Genomic DNA, 14,248 nt, shown 5'->3' on the forward strand with positions numbered 1-14,248 from the left:
CCAGCGGACCTCGGCGCCCAACGCGACGAGGGTCTCGATGAGCACCGCGGTCTGCACCGTCATGTGCAGCGAGCCGGTGATCCGTGCACCGGCCAGCGGCTGCGACGCGGCGTACTCCTCACGGATGGCCATCAGACCCGGCATCTCGTGCTCGGCGAGGACGATCTCCTTGCGGCCGAAGGCCGCCAGGGAGAGGTCGGCGACCTTGAAGTCCTGGCCGTTGACAGCTGTCGTCATGCGGTCTGCTCCTCATGGTTTCGAGCGGGAGTGGGTTCGAGGCGCGCGCCTAGAGCGCTGCGGGGCGCAGGTCACTGCATGTGCAGTTGGGCTGTGGCGGGAGGAGGCCGATGAGTTCGTGGAGCACGCCTGTGAGTCGCTTGAGGTTCCGGGCGAAGGCATCCATGACTTCTTCTTGTGTCACGCCTTCGCCGGCCTCAACGCCCGCGTCGAGGTCTGTGACAAGGCAGAGCGGGATGTAGCAAAGACCCAGTTCGCGGGCCAGCACGACTTCTGGATGTGCGGTCATACCGACGATCGACCACCCCTGGTCGGCGTACCAGCGGGATTCTGCACGAGTGGAGAAGCGGGGTCCCTGAATGACTACTTGGGTGCCACCGTCTACCGCACGCCAGTCGCAGCGCTCGGCAGCTTCAAGAGCAGTGTGGCGGCTATCGGAACAATAGGGGTCAGCGAAGGGGGCGTGAGCGACGTTTGGTCCTTCGAAGTACGTCTGGTCTCGTCCGTTGGTGCGATCGACGAGTTGGTCCGGCACGACGAGACTTCCAGGCGGGATATCGGCCGTGAGACTGCCTACGGCGCCTATGCCGACTACCTGGGAAATGCCCAGTTCTTTGATGGCCCACAGGTTGGCTCGGTAGTTTACGCAATGTGGGGCGAATTGATGCTTTCTCCCGTGTCGCGGCAAGAAGGCGACTCTCCGGTTGCAGATGGAGCCGATAGTCAGCGGATCGCTCGGCTTCCCATAGGGCGTGTCCGGGTGAATCTCTTCGGCTTTGTCCAGCAACGCATAGAGGCCGGACCCTCCAATTACGGCAATTTCTGCAGACTGACTGGTCATGGGGCTCCGTCGTATGCGTTATCGGTGGTGCTGGAAGCAGGTGACTATGCGCTGGGCAGCGACCTTCATTACTTCGTCGTTCTTGCAGAACGCGAAGCGGACGAGGGAGCTGTAGCGTTTCGTGTTTTCGGGTGCCGAGAATGCCTGGGTGGGAATGGCGACGATCTTTCCCATATGCGGCAGATTCCGGCAGAAATCTAGGGCTTCGGGTTGGTCGGTGGGTGACACGTCGGCTTGGAGGAAGTAGCCACCTTCGGCCGGCAGCACGTTGAAGCCTGCTTTGCGGAGCCCTTGGGAAAGAATCTCCTGATTCGCTGCGAGGTTGCGTCGGAGTCCGGCTACCCAGCCTTCTTCACTGGTCAGCCCTATGGCCACTGCATCCTGCAGCGGGGCTGCGGAGGCGAAGGTCAGGTACTGCTTGACAGATCGCATCGCGCTCACCAAATGGGTGGGGCCGCAGGCCCAGCCGACTTTCCATCCTGTGAGGCTGAATGTCTTGCCGGCTGACGATACGGTGAGAGTGCGCTCCTCCATGCCAGGGAGTGATGCGAGCGGTGTGTGCTCGTAATCCTCGTAGGTGAGGTATTCGTATACCTCATCGGTTACCGCGATGAGGTTATGACGAATGCACACATCTGCGATGTTCTGAAGTTCAGCTGAGGTGAAGATCTTGCCGGTGGGATTGTGGGGGGTGTTGAGGACGACAAGCCTCGTTTTGGCATTGACTGCCGCGGCAAGTTCTTGCGGATCGAATTCGTATCCGTGAAGGGTTGGGCACAAAGGAATGCGTCGACAACGTGCTCCGGCGAAGCGTGCAGCTGCTGGATAGACGTCGTAGGCGGGGTCGAACGTGATTATTTCTTCGCCGGGTTCGCAGAGTGCAAGTATCGCTGCGGTGATGGCTTCTGTGGCTCCGGTAGTGACGACTATCTGCTCTTGAGGGTTGTAAGGGGTTTGATAGCGGTGCTGTCGCTGGTTCGCGATTGCTTCCCTGAGAGGTGCCGTCCCGTTGAGCGGTGGGTACTGGTTCGCTCCGTGAGATAGGGCTTGTCTCGCAGCCTCGATGACCTTGGAGGGGCCGTCCGTGTCCGGGAACCCTTGCCCCAGGTTGATGGATCCGGTGCGGAGAGCGAGGTCGGTCATCTCAGTGAAGATGGTCGTCCCCAGACCTGCGCCTCTGCGCGTGGCCTGAGTGGGCGTCCTCGTCATGAGGTCTCCCTTCGAGCGACTGAGAGCAGATCAGGATATGTGGCGTGATCACTTGATTCTGGGGACGGATCTTCCTGGGGGCGTTTCACCCAGCCGGTGCGCCATTGCGCTCGACGGGCGGCATCGAGCTCTTGACGGCTGTCGGAGACGAAGAGAATGAGCTGAGGCTGTACGTCGATGCATTTCGCTATGGCGTGGTATGAAGCAGTTTCACGCTTCGGGCCCGCTGTCTCCGTGTCGAAGTAGCCGGCCAAGTGGCCCGTGAGGTCGCCATAGGGTGTATGAGTGAACCACTGCTGCTGCGCCAGAACCGACCCTGAGGAGTAGATGAATAGGGGCGTTCCGCTCACCCGCCACGTCTGGATCGCTTGTACGCTGTCGGGATAGATGTGTCCCTGCAGGTCACCGCGGGCATAGCCTTCTGACCAGATCATTCCCTGCAGGGTCTTGAGGGGTGTGACCTTGCGATCCTCGTCCGACCATTGTTCGAGTACTCTGACGAGTTCAGCTTGATCCCCCGACTGACGGACAGAGTGCTCCCGGATAAGCTCGCGCGCTTCGTCCAGGGCGGCCTTGACCCGAGGTTCGTGGCCGCGGTCGTTGACCCAGTCCGCGAGCCGTTTCCGCGCGTACGGGAAGAGCAGGTTCTTGACGTGAGCGGCTGCGCTGGTGGTGCCTTCTATGTCGAGAACGACAGCGCCGTTCATGCGGAGCGCAGTTCATCAAGGGTGGGAAACCGCGAGGCGATGCTGTGGGGCAAGAACTGGCCGACCCAGCCATCCTCTTCTTGGAAGAAGCGTATGGCGGTGAAATGCGGCTCACTGCCCATGTCGAACCAGTGCACGGTTCGACTGGGGACGGACAGCAGGTCACCCGAGGTGCACACCATCGCATAGACCTTGCCGTTGACGTGGAGGTAAAAGCACCCTGTTCCCTCCACGAAGAACCGCACCTCGTCCTCGGTGTGGAAGTGTTCCTCCAGGAATTTCTCTCGCGCCTTGCGGGCAAGTGCCGGCCAGTTTGGGTCTTCTGGGGCGGGTGTCATACGCGCGACGTCGACGAGTCGGTACCCCTCTTCGGCGCAGATGCGGTCTATGTGACTGCTGTAAGCATCGGTGATCTCGGAGTCGGCGAGGTCGGCCGGCAGCGGGTGGTCAGCTGCCCATCGCTCGTATCGCACCCCGATGTTGCTCAGTTCGCCCTGAATGACCTCTGCGTCGTCTGTGCGGAGCGTCACTTCCTGCGGGGCCTCATCAGGCATGATCTGCAGAAGGGTCATCGGAGGTCCTCCATCTTCTGGACAGTGTGCGCACTGGTAAGGATCAGCTGGTGGCAGAGTGCTTCGATGCACTCCATTCGGTTGCGCGCCTGTTCGAGATCCCGGCCCCAGGTGGTCACGCCGTGTCGGGCGATCAGCAGCACTGGGGGCTGGGTGCTCTGGGTCTTGAGGTATGTGCTGACCTCATCAGCGATGCGCTGCACTTCGAACCAGTTGGGGAACACAGGGACTCGCACGTCGTTTGGGTCCTCGACGCCCAATCCCTTGGCGAGCTCCAGTTCCTCGAACCGGGCGTAGCCAAGGGTGTTCGCTTCTGCCGTCAGGGAGGCCAGAGCTGTCGCGTGCGGAGAATGCGTGTGGACGACCGCTCCACTGTCAGGGATGTTCTGATAGATGGCCAGGTGAATCGCTGTCTCTGCCGATGGCCACTCGACTTCTCCGACGAGAGGAAGCCCGCTGTCTCCGTCCACGATGACCGTGTCCTGACGGGACATCTGTCCCTTGCTGCAGCCGCTTGCGGAGATGACGACCGCTTCCCCGGACCTCGTGGAGACGTTGCCTGCGGTGCCTTCCATCCACCCCCGCCGGTACAGCTCTCGGCACGTTGCGGCGATGAGTCCTCGATGCACTTCCACGGAGGGCTCAAGCTTCACGGGTTTCACTCTCGGTCCTTTCGGGTTATTGCTGTGGTGGGGGCACGGTTCGCAAGGCGTCCACGGGTGTGGGAGCCAGTCGGCTGGCCCCGCCCAAAGCAGCGATCTGGGTGATCACACCGAACCGGCTGACTCGTGCTCCGCATGCTTCGACCAGCAGGCGGGCTGCCTCGAGAGTCCCGCCTGTGGCCAGGACGTCGTCGATCACGAGAACGTCGTGCTGGGGTCCGAGTGCGTCAGCAGGTATCTCCAGCTGATCCTCGGAATACTCGCTGCGGTAAGTGGTGGATTGGATCTTTCCGGGTGTTTTTCCGGGCTTGCGCGCCAGTACAAGCGGTACGCCAGCGTCCGCTGCCAGTACGCTGGCAAGGATGAAGCCTCTGGCTTCGATTCCGACTACGGCGTTGAAGGTGCCGCGTGCTCGGCGGGCAAGCTCGCGGCCGGCGGCTCTCAACAGCCCAGCATGTCTATAAGCGCCCGCAAGATCCTGGAAGACCACTCCCGGCGTGGGGTAGTCGTGCACTACCGCGGTGAATCGCTCCAGGTCTCTCTCGAGGTCAGTGGGCCGAGGGGTCCAGATCCCGCGCTCTGTCACGATGGCACTGATCAAGTCGTGCGGAGTCACGTCGAAGGCCGGGTTGTATACGGCGGTGCCAGAGGGAGCGACCTGAACTCCAGCCACCGAGGTGACCTCTTCCGGGCCTCGCTGTTCTATGGGAATTGTTGTTCCGTCGAGCAGTGAGACGTCGATGGTGGACTCAGGGGCGACGACGATGAACGGAATGTGGTGCCGAGCGGCGGCGAGCGCAAGCGGGTAGGTTCCGATCTTGTTTGCCACGTCACCGTTAGCAGCGATCCGGTCAGCGCCGACGATGACGCAGTCCACATCGCCCGCCTGCATGGCTGAGGCTGCTGCGGAGTCAGGCCCGAGCCGTACGGGGATGTTCTCTTCCTGAAGTTCCCAGACAGTCAGTCGTGCGCCCTGGAGCAGTGGGCGCGTCTCTGTGGCCAGGACCTCCCGGACAAGGTCGCGTTCGTGCAAGTCGCGTATGGCACCGAGAGCAGTGCCCCATGCGCCGGTGGCCAACCGCCCAGTGTTGCAGTGGGTCAGGATCCGCAAGCGATCGCCCTGCGCAACATTGGCTATGAAGTCAGCGGCATGTCGGGCTGCTGCGCGATTGAGGCGTTCATCATCTTCGAGCATGGTGAGGGCTTCGGCGAGTACTGCCTCGGCGCCCTCTGCAACTCTCTTGAGAGCGCGCTTGACTCCCCATGAGAGGTTGACGGCTGTGGGGCGTGATTGAGCGATGCGGTGTGCGTCAGCACGTACAGATGTGTGATCGACTCCGGCCACGGAGGTATGTTTCGACGCAGACAGGGCCACGCCAAGTGCGCCGACCAGTGCCAGGGCTGGTGCACCGCGCACGGCGAGCGTCGTGATGGCTTCGATGAGTTCGTCGACGGTGGCGATGCGCAGCCAGGAGTGGGTTCCGGGGAGCGCGCGTTGATCCACTAAGTGGATCTTTCCGTCCTGCCAGGCGATTGATCGGGACACCCTTTGCTCCTTAAGAGACCGACGCCGGCCCCCTGTGCCGGGGGGTGGCTGCGGGGGCCGGGCCGGGTGGGGGGCGGGTCAGAGCTTTTGGGTGAGCTGGAAGACGACGGAGTCGTCGGCAGTGGTGCGCTGGGCGAGCACCTTGAGCCGTCCCGAGCTCTCGCGGAGGTGGCGGTACTCGTCGAGAGCGAACTTGAGGCAGTAGTTGGTGACGAAGATGCTGTCGTCACCAGTTTGGGAATTGCGTATGCGCTCCGCGGTGACCGCGGCCATGGTCGGCGCCCCGTCTGTACCGAGGGACAGTGGCACCAGGTAGACCCCGTATTCGGACTCCACACGCGGCTTGCTGCGCTCGAGAGCGAGCTTGGAGAACCTGCGCATCAGGTCGTTCTGATAGAAGTTGAAGATGGGGTGCCACCCCGCATCGGAGAGGATCTGCATCTCCGAGAGGAAGAGGTCACCCGGCTCAAGGATCCGGTCCAGCATCTCGTTGATGGCTGCGGGGTGTTCGTTGCCCTCTTCGAAGCCGAGCATCGTGATCAGGTTTCGAACCCCGGGCAAGCGGTACTCGCGCTCGCCGAGCTCTTCGAAGAGGGTCTGCTGGTAGGCGAAGCGCTCGGCCGGGATGATGGAGGATAGTTCGCGGGCCATCGTCTCCTTCGACGCCGGATTGATGTCGACGCCGTTGTAGCGCTGGATATCGACGCCACGTTCCTTCAGGCTACGCAGGATGTACTTGGTCTTGACGGGCTCCGGTCCCAACTCGGTGTACTGGAGCGGCTCGCCGTCCAGCTGCTTGGCGATGTCGTCCAGGGTCTCATCGAGTGCTGTGGTCAGCGATCGGGTTCGAAGCTCGGTGTTTCCGATCTGCTGATCGGAGAGGCCTCGTTCGTTGAGGGCCCACATGAGGCGGAAGACTTCTTCCAGGGCGGGGTCCGACTTGGTCGGGGCGTTCTTGTCGTGGTACTTGTCGACGTTCTTCGGAACGTCGATGCTGTCTTCGGGAACTCGCAGATAGGTGGAGAGGCCGCTCCTGATCTGCTCGATGAGATTCGATCCGGACTGCACCGGGGCTGCAACAGCCTGAGACATGGACATTCCTTCACTTCGGGCCGCTGTGCGGCTGTTTTTTCGCAGGGCTGAGCCCTCGCGAAACTGGGTGAGGATGATTGAGTGCTTCCCTGGACCTGTCGCCTTGGCGGGCTTCGCAGATTCTGGCTACTGAAGGTCCGACCAGGTGATGGCAGGGCTGCCGGCTCGCAGGCTGAAGTCTATGGACGGATTCTTGGTCGGCCACTTGAGGCGCAACCAGTTGGGAATTGTGGCGAGGATTCCGTCATCGCCGGCCAGGTGCCAGAAGGTGTTGGAGTCCTGGCTGGAGAAGTAGGGGCAGAACAGGGAGAGCACGAAGGTGACGCGGCGCCCGGAGGTCACTGGTGTGACGGCGTGGTACATGTGGCTGCCGTGGATGAACAGGGTCGCTCCGAGGTCGTCACACGGAGCTTCCTTGATGCGCTCGTCGCTCTCGGTGACACCGTCGAAGTCGTCGGTGCGGCCCTGGAAGTATTTGAAGCGGCCGCCCTCGTATTCGCTCGCGTCGTTCAGCTGGATGGTGAAGACGTAGTCCATGCCATCTCGGTGCCACTTTGCGATCTCGCGCTCGTCTCCTGAGCGCCCTTCGAAGTAGTTGATCTGCACTGTCGGCGTGCGCAGAGGGTGCGGGATGAGGGGCACTCCCACCATGCGGGAGCACGCCAGGAGGAAGTTGCGGTCGCGGATCATGTTGTTGATGAAGGGCGACATGAGATCGGCGCCGCGCACCCGGCGCGTCACGATGAATTCGCTGCTGCCAGCGTAGGCTTCGAGCTTGTCGCATACGCCCTTGAGGGAAACGACCCCTTCGGGCGTCAGGAGTTGGGTGGGGCCGGCGAGGGCGGTCTCATCGATCGTTCCGTAGCCGCGGTTGAGTTCGCCTGCCTCGTAGCCGAAGTCCTGCAGTTTCAGGGTCGGCGGTTTGATGTCCTGGAGGACGAAGTCGCTCCTCCACCGAGGTTCGGTCGGGAGTTTGCCGTCATAGCGCGGCTTACGTGCACGGACGGCATGGAACACCTGGTCAAACCCGGTTGCCGTCTTGGGGAGCTCAAGCGCTCCCTTCCTCTTGTTGCCTGAAAGGTCGATCGCCATGGTGCATCTCCTTAGGCGTACACCCTAGGTATACTCACCGGTGTGGATACAGACAGTAGAGGCGTTTCCCCGGGGGCGTCAACCGCCTTCGGAAGAAAGGATTCCGCCAAATGCTCAAGACACGTCGAGCGACATGACACTGTGAACTGCACGGACAGGGAAAACGCCAGGCCTATGGCGTCTCCTCACTCGCCTTCTCTCCACCGTCGACGCGAGATGGGCGATAGGCAGTGGACAACTCGGGCAGCTCCATCTGGGGCGCCGTGGGGGGCATTGACGACGGCTGCTCGCTGGTCGCGGCCGAGTTTCGTCGGTGCACGAGGTAGACGCCGGCGACACAGACGACGAGACCGACGGCGCTGACCAGGCTGATCCGGTCACCGAACATGACGTATCCCCAAATCATCGTGGCCGGCGCCGTGAGATAGATGAGGCTGCTGACATAGGCAACGCCGTGCCGCTGGAGGATGATCCAGTACAAGCCGTATCCACCCATGGTGGAGAGAATGATGAGCCATGCGATGGCCAGCCAGAACTGACCATCCGTTGACATGGGGGCTTGTCCGGTCCAAAGACCCACAACCGTGAAGAAGACCGCACTGGCGCCGCATTGCACCGCGAGCGAGTCAGAGAGCGAAGTGCGAAGGTTCGCCTTGCGTTCGATGATCGTTGCCACGGTCAGGGCCACCATGCCTACGAAGGGAATGGCGTAGGCCCAGGTCGGCACTCCAGGGCGCAGCCCGAGGTCTCCACTGATGACCACGCCGACACCCAACAGCCCGATGGCCAGACCGGCCCACTTGCGCAGAGAGATGTACTCACTCAACAGGAGGCTGGCAAGCGTGCTGGCCAGCACTGGTTGCAGAGCGTCCACGAGCGAGACGATCCCGCTGGTCACCCCCAGCTCCACCGCCTTGAACATGCTGAACAGATAGATGCTCTGAGAGAAGATGCCGAGCAGCGCAAGCACTGCGACTTCACGGAGGGTCAGCCGTCGGCGCCTGATTACGAACTGCCAGGTCACCAGCAGGACACCTACGACGATGAAGCGCCACATCAACAGGGTGACCGCACTGGAAACCGCGGTTCCGATGGCAGCTCCGATGAAGCCGGAGCTCCACATGATCACGAAGACTGCGGCGACGACCGGTTGAGCCTTGAGTCCTGCACGTAGCCCATCCAAGATCTCGACTCCTTGCAGGTATACACACCGGTTTACCTAGTGACGTAAGCATACCGTTGGGTGTAACGTCAAGGGCATGAGCGAGGACGGCAGCGCGGCAAAGCGGCCGGGAAAGCGTCGTGATGTGCAGCACCAGACGCCAGCCGGCCTGAAGATCCTGGAGACCGCTTCGCGGCTCTTCTACGAGCAGGGCATACGCGCTGTCGGCGTTGACACCATCGCCGAGGAGTCCGGCGTCACGAAAAAGACGATCTACGACCGATTCGGCTCCAAAGAAGATCTGATCCTGGCTTACCTCCGCGCTCGCGACGGGTTGTGGCGATCGACCCTTGTCCAGCACATGAACGGCATCGACGGCCCTGCAGAGGACAAACTGCTCGCCACGTTCGCGGCTCTGCGGAGCTGGATGCAAGAGCGCAACCCCCGTGGCTGTGCCTTCGTTAACGCCTACGTCGAACTACCTCAGGACCACGCCGGCCAGGAGATCGCGCGCGATCAGAAGGCTTGGCTGCACGCTTACCTGGGTGATCTGGCTGCTGAAGCAGGAGCCAAGGAGCCGGAGCGGCTCGCCAGCCGTCTGCTGATCCTGCATGAAGGTGCCTGCATCGCCAACTCAATGCGCTCCGTCGAAGACGCTGCCGACCTTGCCGAACAAATGGCCGCTGTCCTGATCCGGGAAGAACTCAGCGCCTCTTGAGTCTGCCTGATCGAAGCTGAAGGTAGGCGGCGCTCATCAATCGATGACGCCACTGCCCGACATTAGAGGCTGTTGTCTTTCCGTACTTGATCGCTGACTTTTTGCTGGTCAGGCATGGTGTCGTGGGTTTCGTGGCATGCAGGACACGTTGTGTCGTTGCGGTCGTGGAGGTTCGGGATGCCGTCGGTGGTCGGGCTGCTGGAGGAGCGGGAGCGCGGTGCCCGGGAGCGGGTTGAGGCTTTGCGTGAGGAAGTCGACCGGGTTCGTGCCGAGTTGCGTGACGCGGAGCTTTTCTGGGAGCGCTTCGTGACGGCGCGAGAGGTTCTGGCCGAGGTGGTGGCTGGTCCGGTTGGTGGCGGTCTCGAGGAGGTTGCCGCGGCGACCGCGGCGCCGGTGTCGGGAGACGGTGCCGTGCCGGGGGCGATCGTGCCGGTGTGGAGTGAGGGCCTTGGGGTGTCGGTGCTGTCACCCGCCTATCAGCGGATCATGGGGATCCTGGCCGGCTCGGGGGCGGCGTTGGTCTGCCGGGAGATCGCTTCGGAGCTCGGGCTGGAGCCGGTGCCGGCGAAGGTCGAGGGAGTGCGCTCGAAGTCGAACCGGCTGGCGGACCGGGGCTGGCTGGTCAAGGAGGGCTCGGGGCGGTTCACGCTCGCGCCGGGGCTGCGAGGCGGCGGGTCATGAGCATGGTCATTGACCAGAGGATCATCACCTCGCTCGTGTCGGGGCGGCGTTCGTAGTCGCGGGCCAGGCGGCGTGAGCGCATCAGCCACGCGAACGTGCGCTCCACCACCCACCGTCGCGGCAGGACGACGAAGCCGGCGACGTCGTCACTACGTTTGATCACCGTGACGACCAGGTGCAGGGCGGCCAGGGCCCAGGTGATCAGGGTGCCGGTGTAGCCGCCGTCCGCCCACAGTCTGGCGATCGTGGGGAAACGGTCGCGCAGGACGGGCAGCATGTCGGCGGCCGCCTGGCGGTCGGTGACCGAGCCAGCGGTCACGTTGATCATCAACAGCACGCCGGTGGTGTCGCAGATCAGGTGCCGGCGCCTGCCATTGATCTTCTTCCCGCCGTCGTAGCCCCGGCTGGTGGAGCCGACGACCGCGTCTGCCTTCACGGACTGCGAGTCGATCACCGCTGCCGTGGGTTCCGCGTCCCGCCCCTGTGCCTCGCGGACCGTGCCCCGCAGCCGGTCGTGGAGCTCGGCGACCAGTCCGGTCTCCCGCCAGCGGCGGAAGAAGGCGTAGACCCGGTGCCAGGGCGGGAAGTCCACGGGCATCGCGCGCCACTTGATGCCACCGTCGACCACGTAGAAGATCGCGTCCAGCATCACGCGGTGGCAGTAGCCTTCCGGCCGTCCGCCCCGCCCCTCCATCCACGCCGGAACCGGCAGTAGCGGCCGGATTCTCTCCCACTCGGCATCGGTCAGGTCCGTGTCATAGGCCCGGGCACGATCAGGCCGGTCGGCGGCGTTCCCGAACCGGTGAGCGAGGCAATCGCACGACACGTCGGACGAGTTGAAGTCCACGGGCGTCAGCACGTACAACAAGGACAACAGGGCCTCCGGGCGCATTCGGTGTCTCAGCAACTCCGAACTGCACCAGGGGCCCTGTCTTCATGCACGACCGCCGCAAAATCACCCGCCCCACCAGCCACTTTCGATCACACCGCACTCAAGATCGATAGGACTACAGCTTCTTAGCGATACTGCGTACGTTTCGATCTCTGTGACGAGACGTTGGTCTCGGAGGGGGCAGCGGCAACAAGCTCCGACCGGCCTCTTGGTGGCCCGCATGCGTCGGAGCGGCAGGTGACGCTGCCGGTTGACGCCTACGGCCGCTCGCGTGCTTCGACAAGCCCTCGAGGTGATCCGCATCGATGCGGGCATGCCGACCACCCTCGGCCACCCTCGGCCACCCCCACTCACCCCCGGCTCGGCCTGCCGGCCCATCGTCAGTTTCGACGGCTCCGAACCGGCTGACCAGGTACGATCACGGCTGTCCGCGATGCTCGAATAGGTCCGTCACTCCGCTTTGGGCAGGGTCGGGTGACCGGTGGGGTAGATGCCGATCGCGAACCCGTACATGGTTTCGCCGGACCTCGGCATCCGGTCGAACTCATCAACAAGTTCGGCCATCCGGTCCCAGAACTGAGAGGCCTGATCCTCCGAGATGCGCGCATGCCGGATGAAGCCCCAGAGCCTTCCCTGCTCGAACGCCTTCGCGGACTCGCGTGCAGCCACCTCGAAGTCGTTGAAGTCGCCCGGCACCCCTTCTCCAGCCGATGATGGCTCCGCTGCCACGTGGAACATGCGCGCGGTGCGCCCGTAGAAGCGCTCCTCGATCGCCCGCACCTTCCGTGTGCGCACCACTTGGAGCAGGCCGTTGCGGGTGAGCACGTCCACGTGGTGCGCGACCGTGCTCTTGGGGCGCTCGACCGCGGTCGCGAGGTCGGTGACGGTCGCGGCCCGCTCGTGGAGGAGCTGCAGGATCGTGGTGCGGAGCGGATGGCCGATGGCCTTCACCTGGGCCGGCCTGGTCAGGGCCATCCGGTCGGCCAGCTCGTAATCCGGGGGGTTGTCGACCATGGAAGAACAGACTAGCATCCCGGAATGTTCCAAAAGAGTCGAACAATGGGCGAGGGAAACCGCTGACATGGCCGAAGTGCTGCTGTTCCACCACATCCAGGGCCTGACCGACGGAGTGCATGCCTTCGCCGACGGCTTGCGACAGGCCGGGCACACCGTGCACACGCCCGACCTGTTCGACGGCCGCACGTTCGGCAGCATCGAGGAGGGTTTCGGATTCGCGCGTGATACGGGGTTCGACGCGATCCGTGAGTGCGGCGGCGCCGTGGCCGACGAACTAGGCCCCGGGCTCGTCTACGCCGGGTTCTCCTTCGGCGTGACGATCGCCCAGCGGCTTGCGCAGACCCGTCCCGGTGCCCGCGGGGCGCTGCTCATGGATTCCTGCATCCCCGTCGCGGAGTTCGGGGAGGCGTGGCCGATGGGGGTGCCGGTGCAGATCCACGGCAAGGAGGGCGACGAATTCTTCAACGAGGACCTGCCGGCCGCACGCGGGCTCGCCGGCTCCACGGCGGCCGCCGAGCTCTTCGTCTATCCGGGCGACCAGCACCTTTTCGCCGATGCCTCGCTCGACGCGTACGACCCGGAGGCAGCCGCGCTGCTCATGGAGCGGGTGCGGGCGTTCCTTGCCTCCGTCTGACCGCCGCAGCCCAGCCAACTGGCCCAGGCTTCGTCCTGAATGCGGAATGTTGAGTGACCGTATCGCGGCTATGTCCGTGCGCCTTGGCATCCGGAGCCCGCAGACGGGCCCCACGTACGCCTGTCCGTGCTGTGGTTACCAGGCCCTGCCGGGCAGAGGCGATAAGACCTGTGCCCCGTGCGCTGAGGGCGATGGCCATAGCGGCGGCAAACCCCCCACCTGCCGCCACCGAACAGGCAGGCTTGGCGGGCTCAGGCCGGCTTCTGCCGGCGTTCAGCGGCCTCCAGACGCTCGCGCTGCGGCACAACGGTGTACCGGGGGTCCTCGGCGGACGCCACCCCGGCGTAGAACACGCCGAAGCGGGTGCACGCCGAACCGCACAGCAGCGCGGCTCCGCCCACGGCGGCCGCGAGGCGGCTGCGCCCGCCCATGAGCCCTGCAACGCCCATACCTGCTGCCGTGAGGGCCTGCGCGGCCCGCATCAGCCGGCCCGCTTTCCCGTCACGGTAGGCCTGCCCCACCAGGCCGAGCCGCCGCTCCATCACCCCGCCGATCGCCAGGTCCAGGGAGCCTCCCAGCAGGGCTGCCGCCCGGGCCGGGCCGTTGTCGTGCAAGGGGGACACCGCCAGCGCCATTCCGGAGGCTGCAGCCGTCGCCGACGCAGCAAACAGGTAGGGCAGTTCCCGGTAGGCGTCATGCCAGGCGGGTACGGCCGTGTCGGCGGCCAGCACACCGGTGTAGGTGGCCACCGCGGGCCCGAGGACAGCGGCCGCCAGCGTCGCCGCGGCTCCTGCCCGGGGGAGCCTGCCGGTCACCGCACTGGCCGCCGCCGCGCCCGCGGCCGGACCGTAGACGGCCAGCAGCCAGGAACCCACACTCATCGGCGAGGTGGGTTTGACCACGCGCAGCATGTTGACGAAGCGTTCCGGTTTGCCCAGGTCGTGGACCAGAGCGGCCGCCGAGAGGGACACCGCCCCGAGCGAGGACAGCTTCATCGCAGTGGCGAAAGCACGGCGCCCGGTCAGCTGCGCCCCGGCGGCGAGCACCGAGCCCGCCCCGGCCAGCCCGCCGAGGAAGAAGTAGCCGGCGATATCCCGTGCCTGCCACGACGGCGGCTTGATCACCGGCTTGCCGTAGTACGAGGTGAAATCGGCGCGGGGAACCATGTGTTCCTCACCGCGCCTGC

The 14,248-nt window shown here is 64.1% G+C and carries 16 protein-coding genes; 3 read left to right on the forward strand and 13 right to left on the reverse strand.

Annotated elements, in window-relative coordinates; all coding sequences use genetic code 11:
* The 10 genes from M1E25_RS19970 to M1E25_RS20015 all read right to left on the reverse strand — a co-directional run.
* A partial coding sequence (locus M1E25_RS19970) for an adenosylhomocysteinase (RefSeq protein ID WP_251417586.1) occupies positions 1-237 on the reverse strand: 237 nt, incomplete at its 3' end.
* Between the two features lie 49 nt (positions 238-286).
* Positions 287-1,078: an S-methyl-5'-thioadenosine phosphorylase gene (locus tag M1E25_RS19975; protein ID WP_251417589.1), complete on the reverse strand. Its 792-nt coding sequence runs from the start codon at positions 1,076-1,078 to the stop codon at positions 287-289.
* A gap of 18 nt (positions 1,079-1,096) precedes the next feature.
* Positions 1,097-2,221 (reverse strand): aminotransferase class I/II-fold pyridoxal phosphate-dependent enzyme, encoded by a 1,125-nt coding sequence (locus tag M1E25_RS19980; protein WP_251417591.1) that lies wholly within the window; start codon positions 2,219-2,221, stop codon positions 1,097-1,099.
* 62 nt (positions 2,222-2,283) lie between these two features.
* Positions 2,284-2,994 carry an acireductone synthase gene (gene mtnC / locus M1E25_RS19985; protein ID WP_251417593.1) on the reverse strand — a complete coding sequence of 237 codons (711 nt, stop codon included), beginning with the start codon at positions 2,992-2,994 and terminating at the stop codon, positions 2,284-2,286.
* Positions 2,991-3,566: a 1,2-dihydroxy-3-keto-5-methylthiopentene dioxygenase gene (locus M1E25_RS19990; RefSeq protein WP_251417596.1), complete on the reverse strand. Its 576-nt coding sequence runs from the start codon at positions 3,564-3,566 to the stop codon at positions 2,991-2,993. Before M1E25_RS19990 ends, mtnC begins: the two co-directional genes overlap by 4 nt.
* Positions 3,563-4,228, reverse strand: a complete 666-nt coding sequence (gene mtnB, locus M1E25_RS19995; RefSeq protein WP_251417598.1) for a methylthioribulose 1-phosphate dehydratase — start codon at positions 4,226-4,228, stop codon at positions 3,563-3,565. Before mtnB ends, M1E25_RS19990 begins: the two co-directional genes overlap by 4 nt.
* Before the next feature lie 16 nt (positions 4,229-4,244).
* Complete coding sequence (mtnA, locus tag M1E25_RS25810; RefSeq protein WP_251417600.1) at positions 4,245-5,774, reverse strand: S-methyl-5-thioribose-1-phosphate isomerase; 1,530 nt, start codon at positions 5,772-5,774, stop codon at positions 4,245-4,247.
* 78 nt (positions 5,775-5,852) lie between these two features.
* Positions 5,853-6,866 carry a hypothetical protein gene (locus tag M1E25_RS20005; protein WP_251417602.1) on the reverse strand — a complete coding sequence of 338 codons (1,014 nt, stop codon included), beginning with the start codon at positions 6,864-6,866 and terminating at the stop codon, positions 5,853-5,855.
* A 126-nt stretch (positions 6,867-6,992) separates the two neighbouring features.
* Positions 6,993-7,958: a 2OG-Fe(II) oxygenase family protein gene (locus tag M1E25_RS20010; RefSeq protein ID WP_251417604.1), complete on the reverse strand. Its 966-nt coding sequence runs from the start codon at positions 7,956-7,958 to the stop codon at positions 6,993-6,995.
* Between the two features lie 172 nt (positions 7,959-8,130).
* Positions 8,131-9,141: a DMT family transporter gene (locus M1E25_RS20015; protein WP_251417606.1), complete on the reverse strand. Its 1,011-nt coding sequence runs from the start codon at positions 9,139-9,141 to the stop codon at positions 8,131-8,133.
* 76 nt (positions 9,142-9,217) lie between these two features.
* Here M1E25_RS20015 and M1E25_RS20020 point away from each other — a divergent pair, with 76 nt between their 5' ends.
* Together M1E25_RS20020 and M1E25_RS20025 are read left to right on the forward strand one after the other, a co-directional pair.
* Positions 9,218-9,838 (forward strand): TetR/AcrR family transcriptional regulator, encoded by a 621-nt coding sequence (locus tag M1E25_RS20020; protein ID WP_251417608.1) that lies wholly within the window; start codon positions 9,218-9,220, stop codon positions 9,836-9,838.
* Between the two features lie 177 nt (positions 9,839-10,015).
* Positions 10,016-10,519, forward strand: a complete 504-nt coding sequence (locus M1E25_RS20025) for a hypothetical protein (RefSeq protein WP_251417610.1) — start codon at positions 10,016-10,018, stop codon at positions 10,517-10,519.
* On the opposite strand, the gene M1E25_RS20030 is transcribed toward M1E25_RS20025, so the two are convergent.
* Entirely contained in the window at positions 10,482-11,393 is a 912-nt protein-coding gene (locus M1E25_RS20030) for an IS5 family transposase (RefSeq protein WP_251417611.1), read from the reverse strand. The genes M1E25_RS20025 and M1E25_RS20030 overlap by 38 nt on opposite strands.
* Before the next feature lie 468 nt (positions 11,394-11,861).
* Complete coding sequence (locus tag M1E25_RS20035) at positions 11,862-12,425, reverse strand: ArsR/SmtB family transcription factor (RefSeq protein ID WP_251417613.1); 564 nt, start codon at positions 12,423-12,425, stop codon at positions 11,862-11,864.
* Positions 12,426-12,492: 67 nt separating this feature from the next.
* On the opposite strand from M1E25_RS20035, the gene M1E25_RS20040 reads away from it, so the two are divergent.
* On the forward strand, positions 12,493-13,062 hold the full coding sequence (locus M1E25_RS20040) for a dienelactone hydrolase family protein (protein WP_251417614.1): 570 nt from the start codon (positions 12,493-12,495) through the stop codon (positions 13,060-13,062).
* A 251-nt stretch (positions 13,063-13,313) separates the two neighbouring features.
* Here the strand turns inward: M1E25_RS20040 and nrfD are convergent, their stop codons facing one another.
* Positions 13,314-14,228: an NrfD/PsrC family molybdoenzyme membrane anchor subunit gene (gene nrfD, locus M1E25_RS20045; RefSeq protein WP_251417617.1), complete on the reverse strand. Its 915-nt coding sequence runs from the start codon at positions 14,226-14,228 to the stop codon at positions 13,314-13,316.
* Positions 14,229-14,248: the final 20 nt, after the last annotated feature.

The sequence above is a fragment of the Streptomyces meridianus genome (genome assembly GCF_023703325.1).
Classification (GTDB): Bacteria; Actinomycetota; Actinomycetes; order Streptomycetales; family Streptomycetaceae; genus Streptomyces; species Streptomyces meridianus.

What these genes read in the sequence shown, in the direction of transcription:
- M1E25_RS20040 (WP_251417614.1), top strand. Translation starts at nt 12,493, where the DNA reads ATGGCCGAAGTGCTGCTGTTCCACCACATCCAGGGCCTGACCGACGGA.
- mtnC (WP_251417593.1), bottom strand. Translation starts at nt 2,994, where the DNA reads ATGAACGGCGCTGTCGTTCTCGACATAGAAGGCACCACCAGCGCAGCC.
- nrfD (WP_251417617.1), bottom strand. Translation starts at nt 14,228, where the DNA reads ATGGTTCCCCGCGCCGATTTCACCTCGTACTACGGCAAGCCGGTGATC.
- M1E25_RS20005 (WP_251417602.1), bottom strand. Translation starts at nt 6,866, where the DNA reads ATGTCTCAGGCTGTTGCAGCCCCGGTGCAGTCCGGATCGAATCTCATC.
- M1E25_RS20020 (WP_251417608.1), top strand. Translation starts at nt 9,218, where the DNA reads ATGAGCGAGGACGGCAGCGCGGCAAAGCGGCCGGGAAAGCGTCGTGAT.
- M1E25_RS20025 (WP_251417610.1), top strand. Translation starts at nt 10,016, where the DNA reads ATGCCGTCGGTGGTCGGGCTGCTGGAGGAGCGGGAGCGCGGTGCCCGG.
- M1E25_RS20010 (WP_251417604.1), bottom strand. Translation starts at nt 7,958, where the DNA reads ATGGCGATCGACCTTTCAGGCAACAAGAGGAAGGGAGCGCTTGAGCTC.
- M1E25_RS19990 (WP_251417596.1), bottom strand. Translation starts at nt 3,566, where the DNA reads ATGACCCTTCTGCAGATCATGCCTGATGAGGCCCCGCAGGAAGTGACG.
- M1E25_RS20035 (WP_251417613.1), bottom strand. Translation starts at nt 12,425, where the DNA reads ATGGTCGACAACCCCCCGGATTACGAGCTGGCCGACCGGATGGCCCTG.
- M1E25_RS19980 (WP_251417591.1), bottom strand. Translation starts at nt 2,221, where the DNA reads ATGACCGACCTCGCTCTCCGCACCGGATCCATCAACCTGGGGCAAGGG.
- M1E25_RS19975 (WP_251417589.1), bottom strand. Translation starts at nt 1,078, where the DNA reads ATGACCAGTCAGTCTGCAGAAATTGCCGTAATTGGAGGGTCCGGCCTC.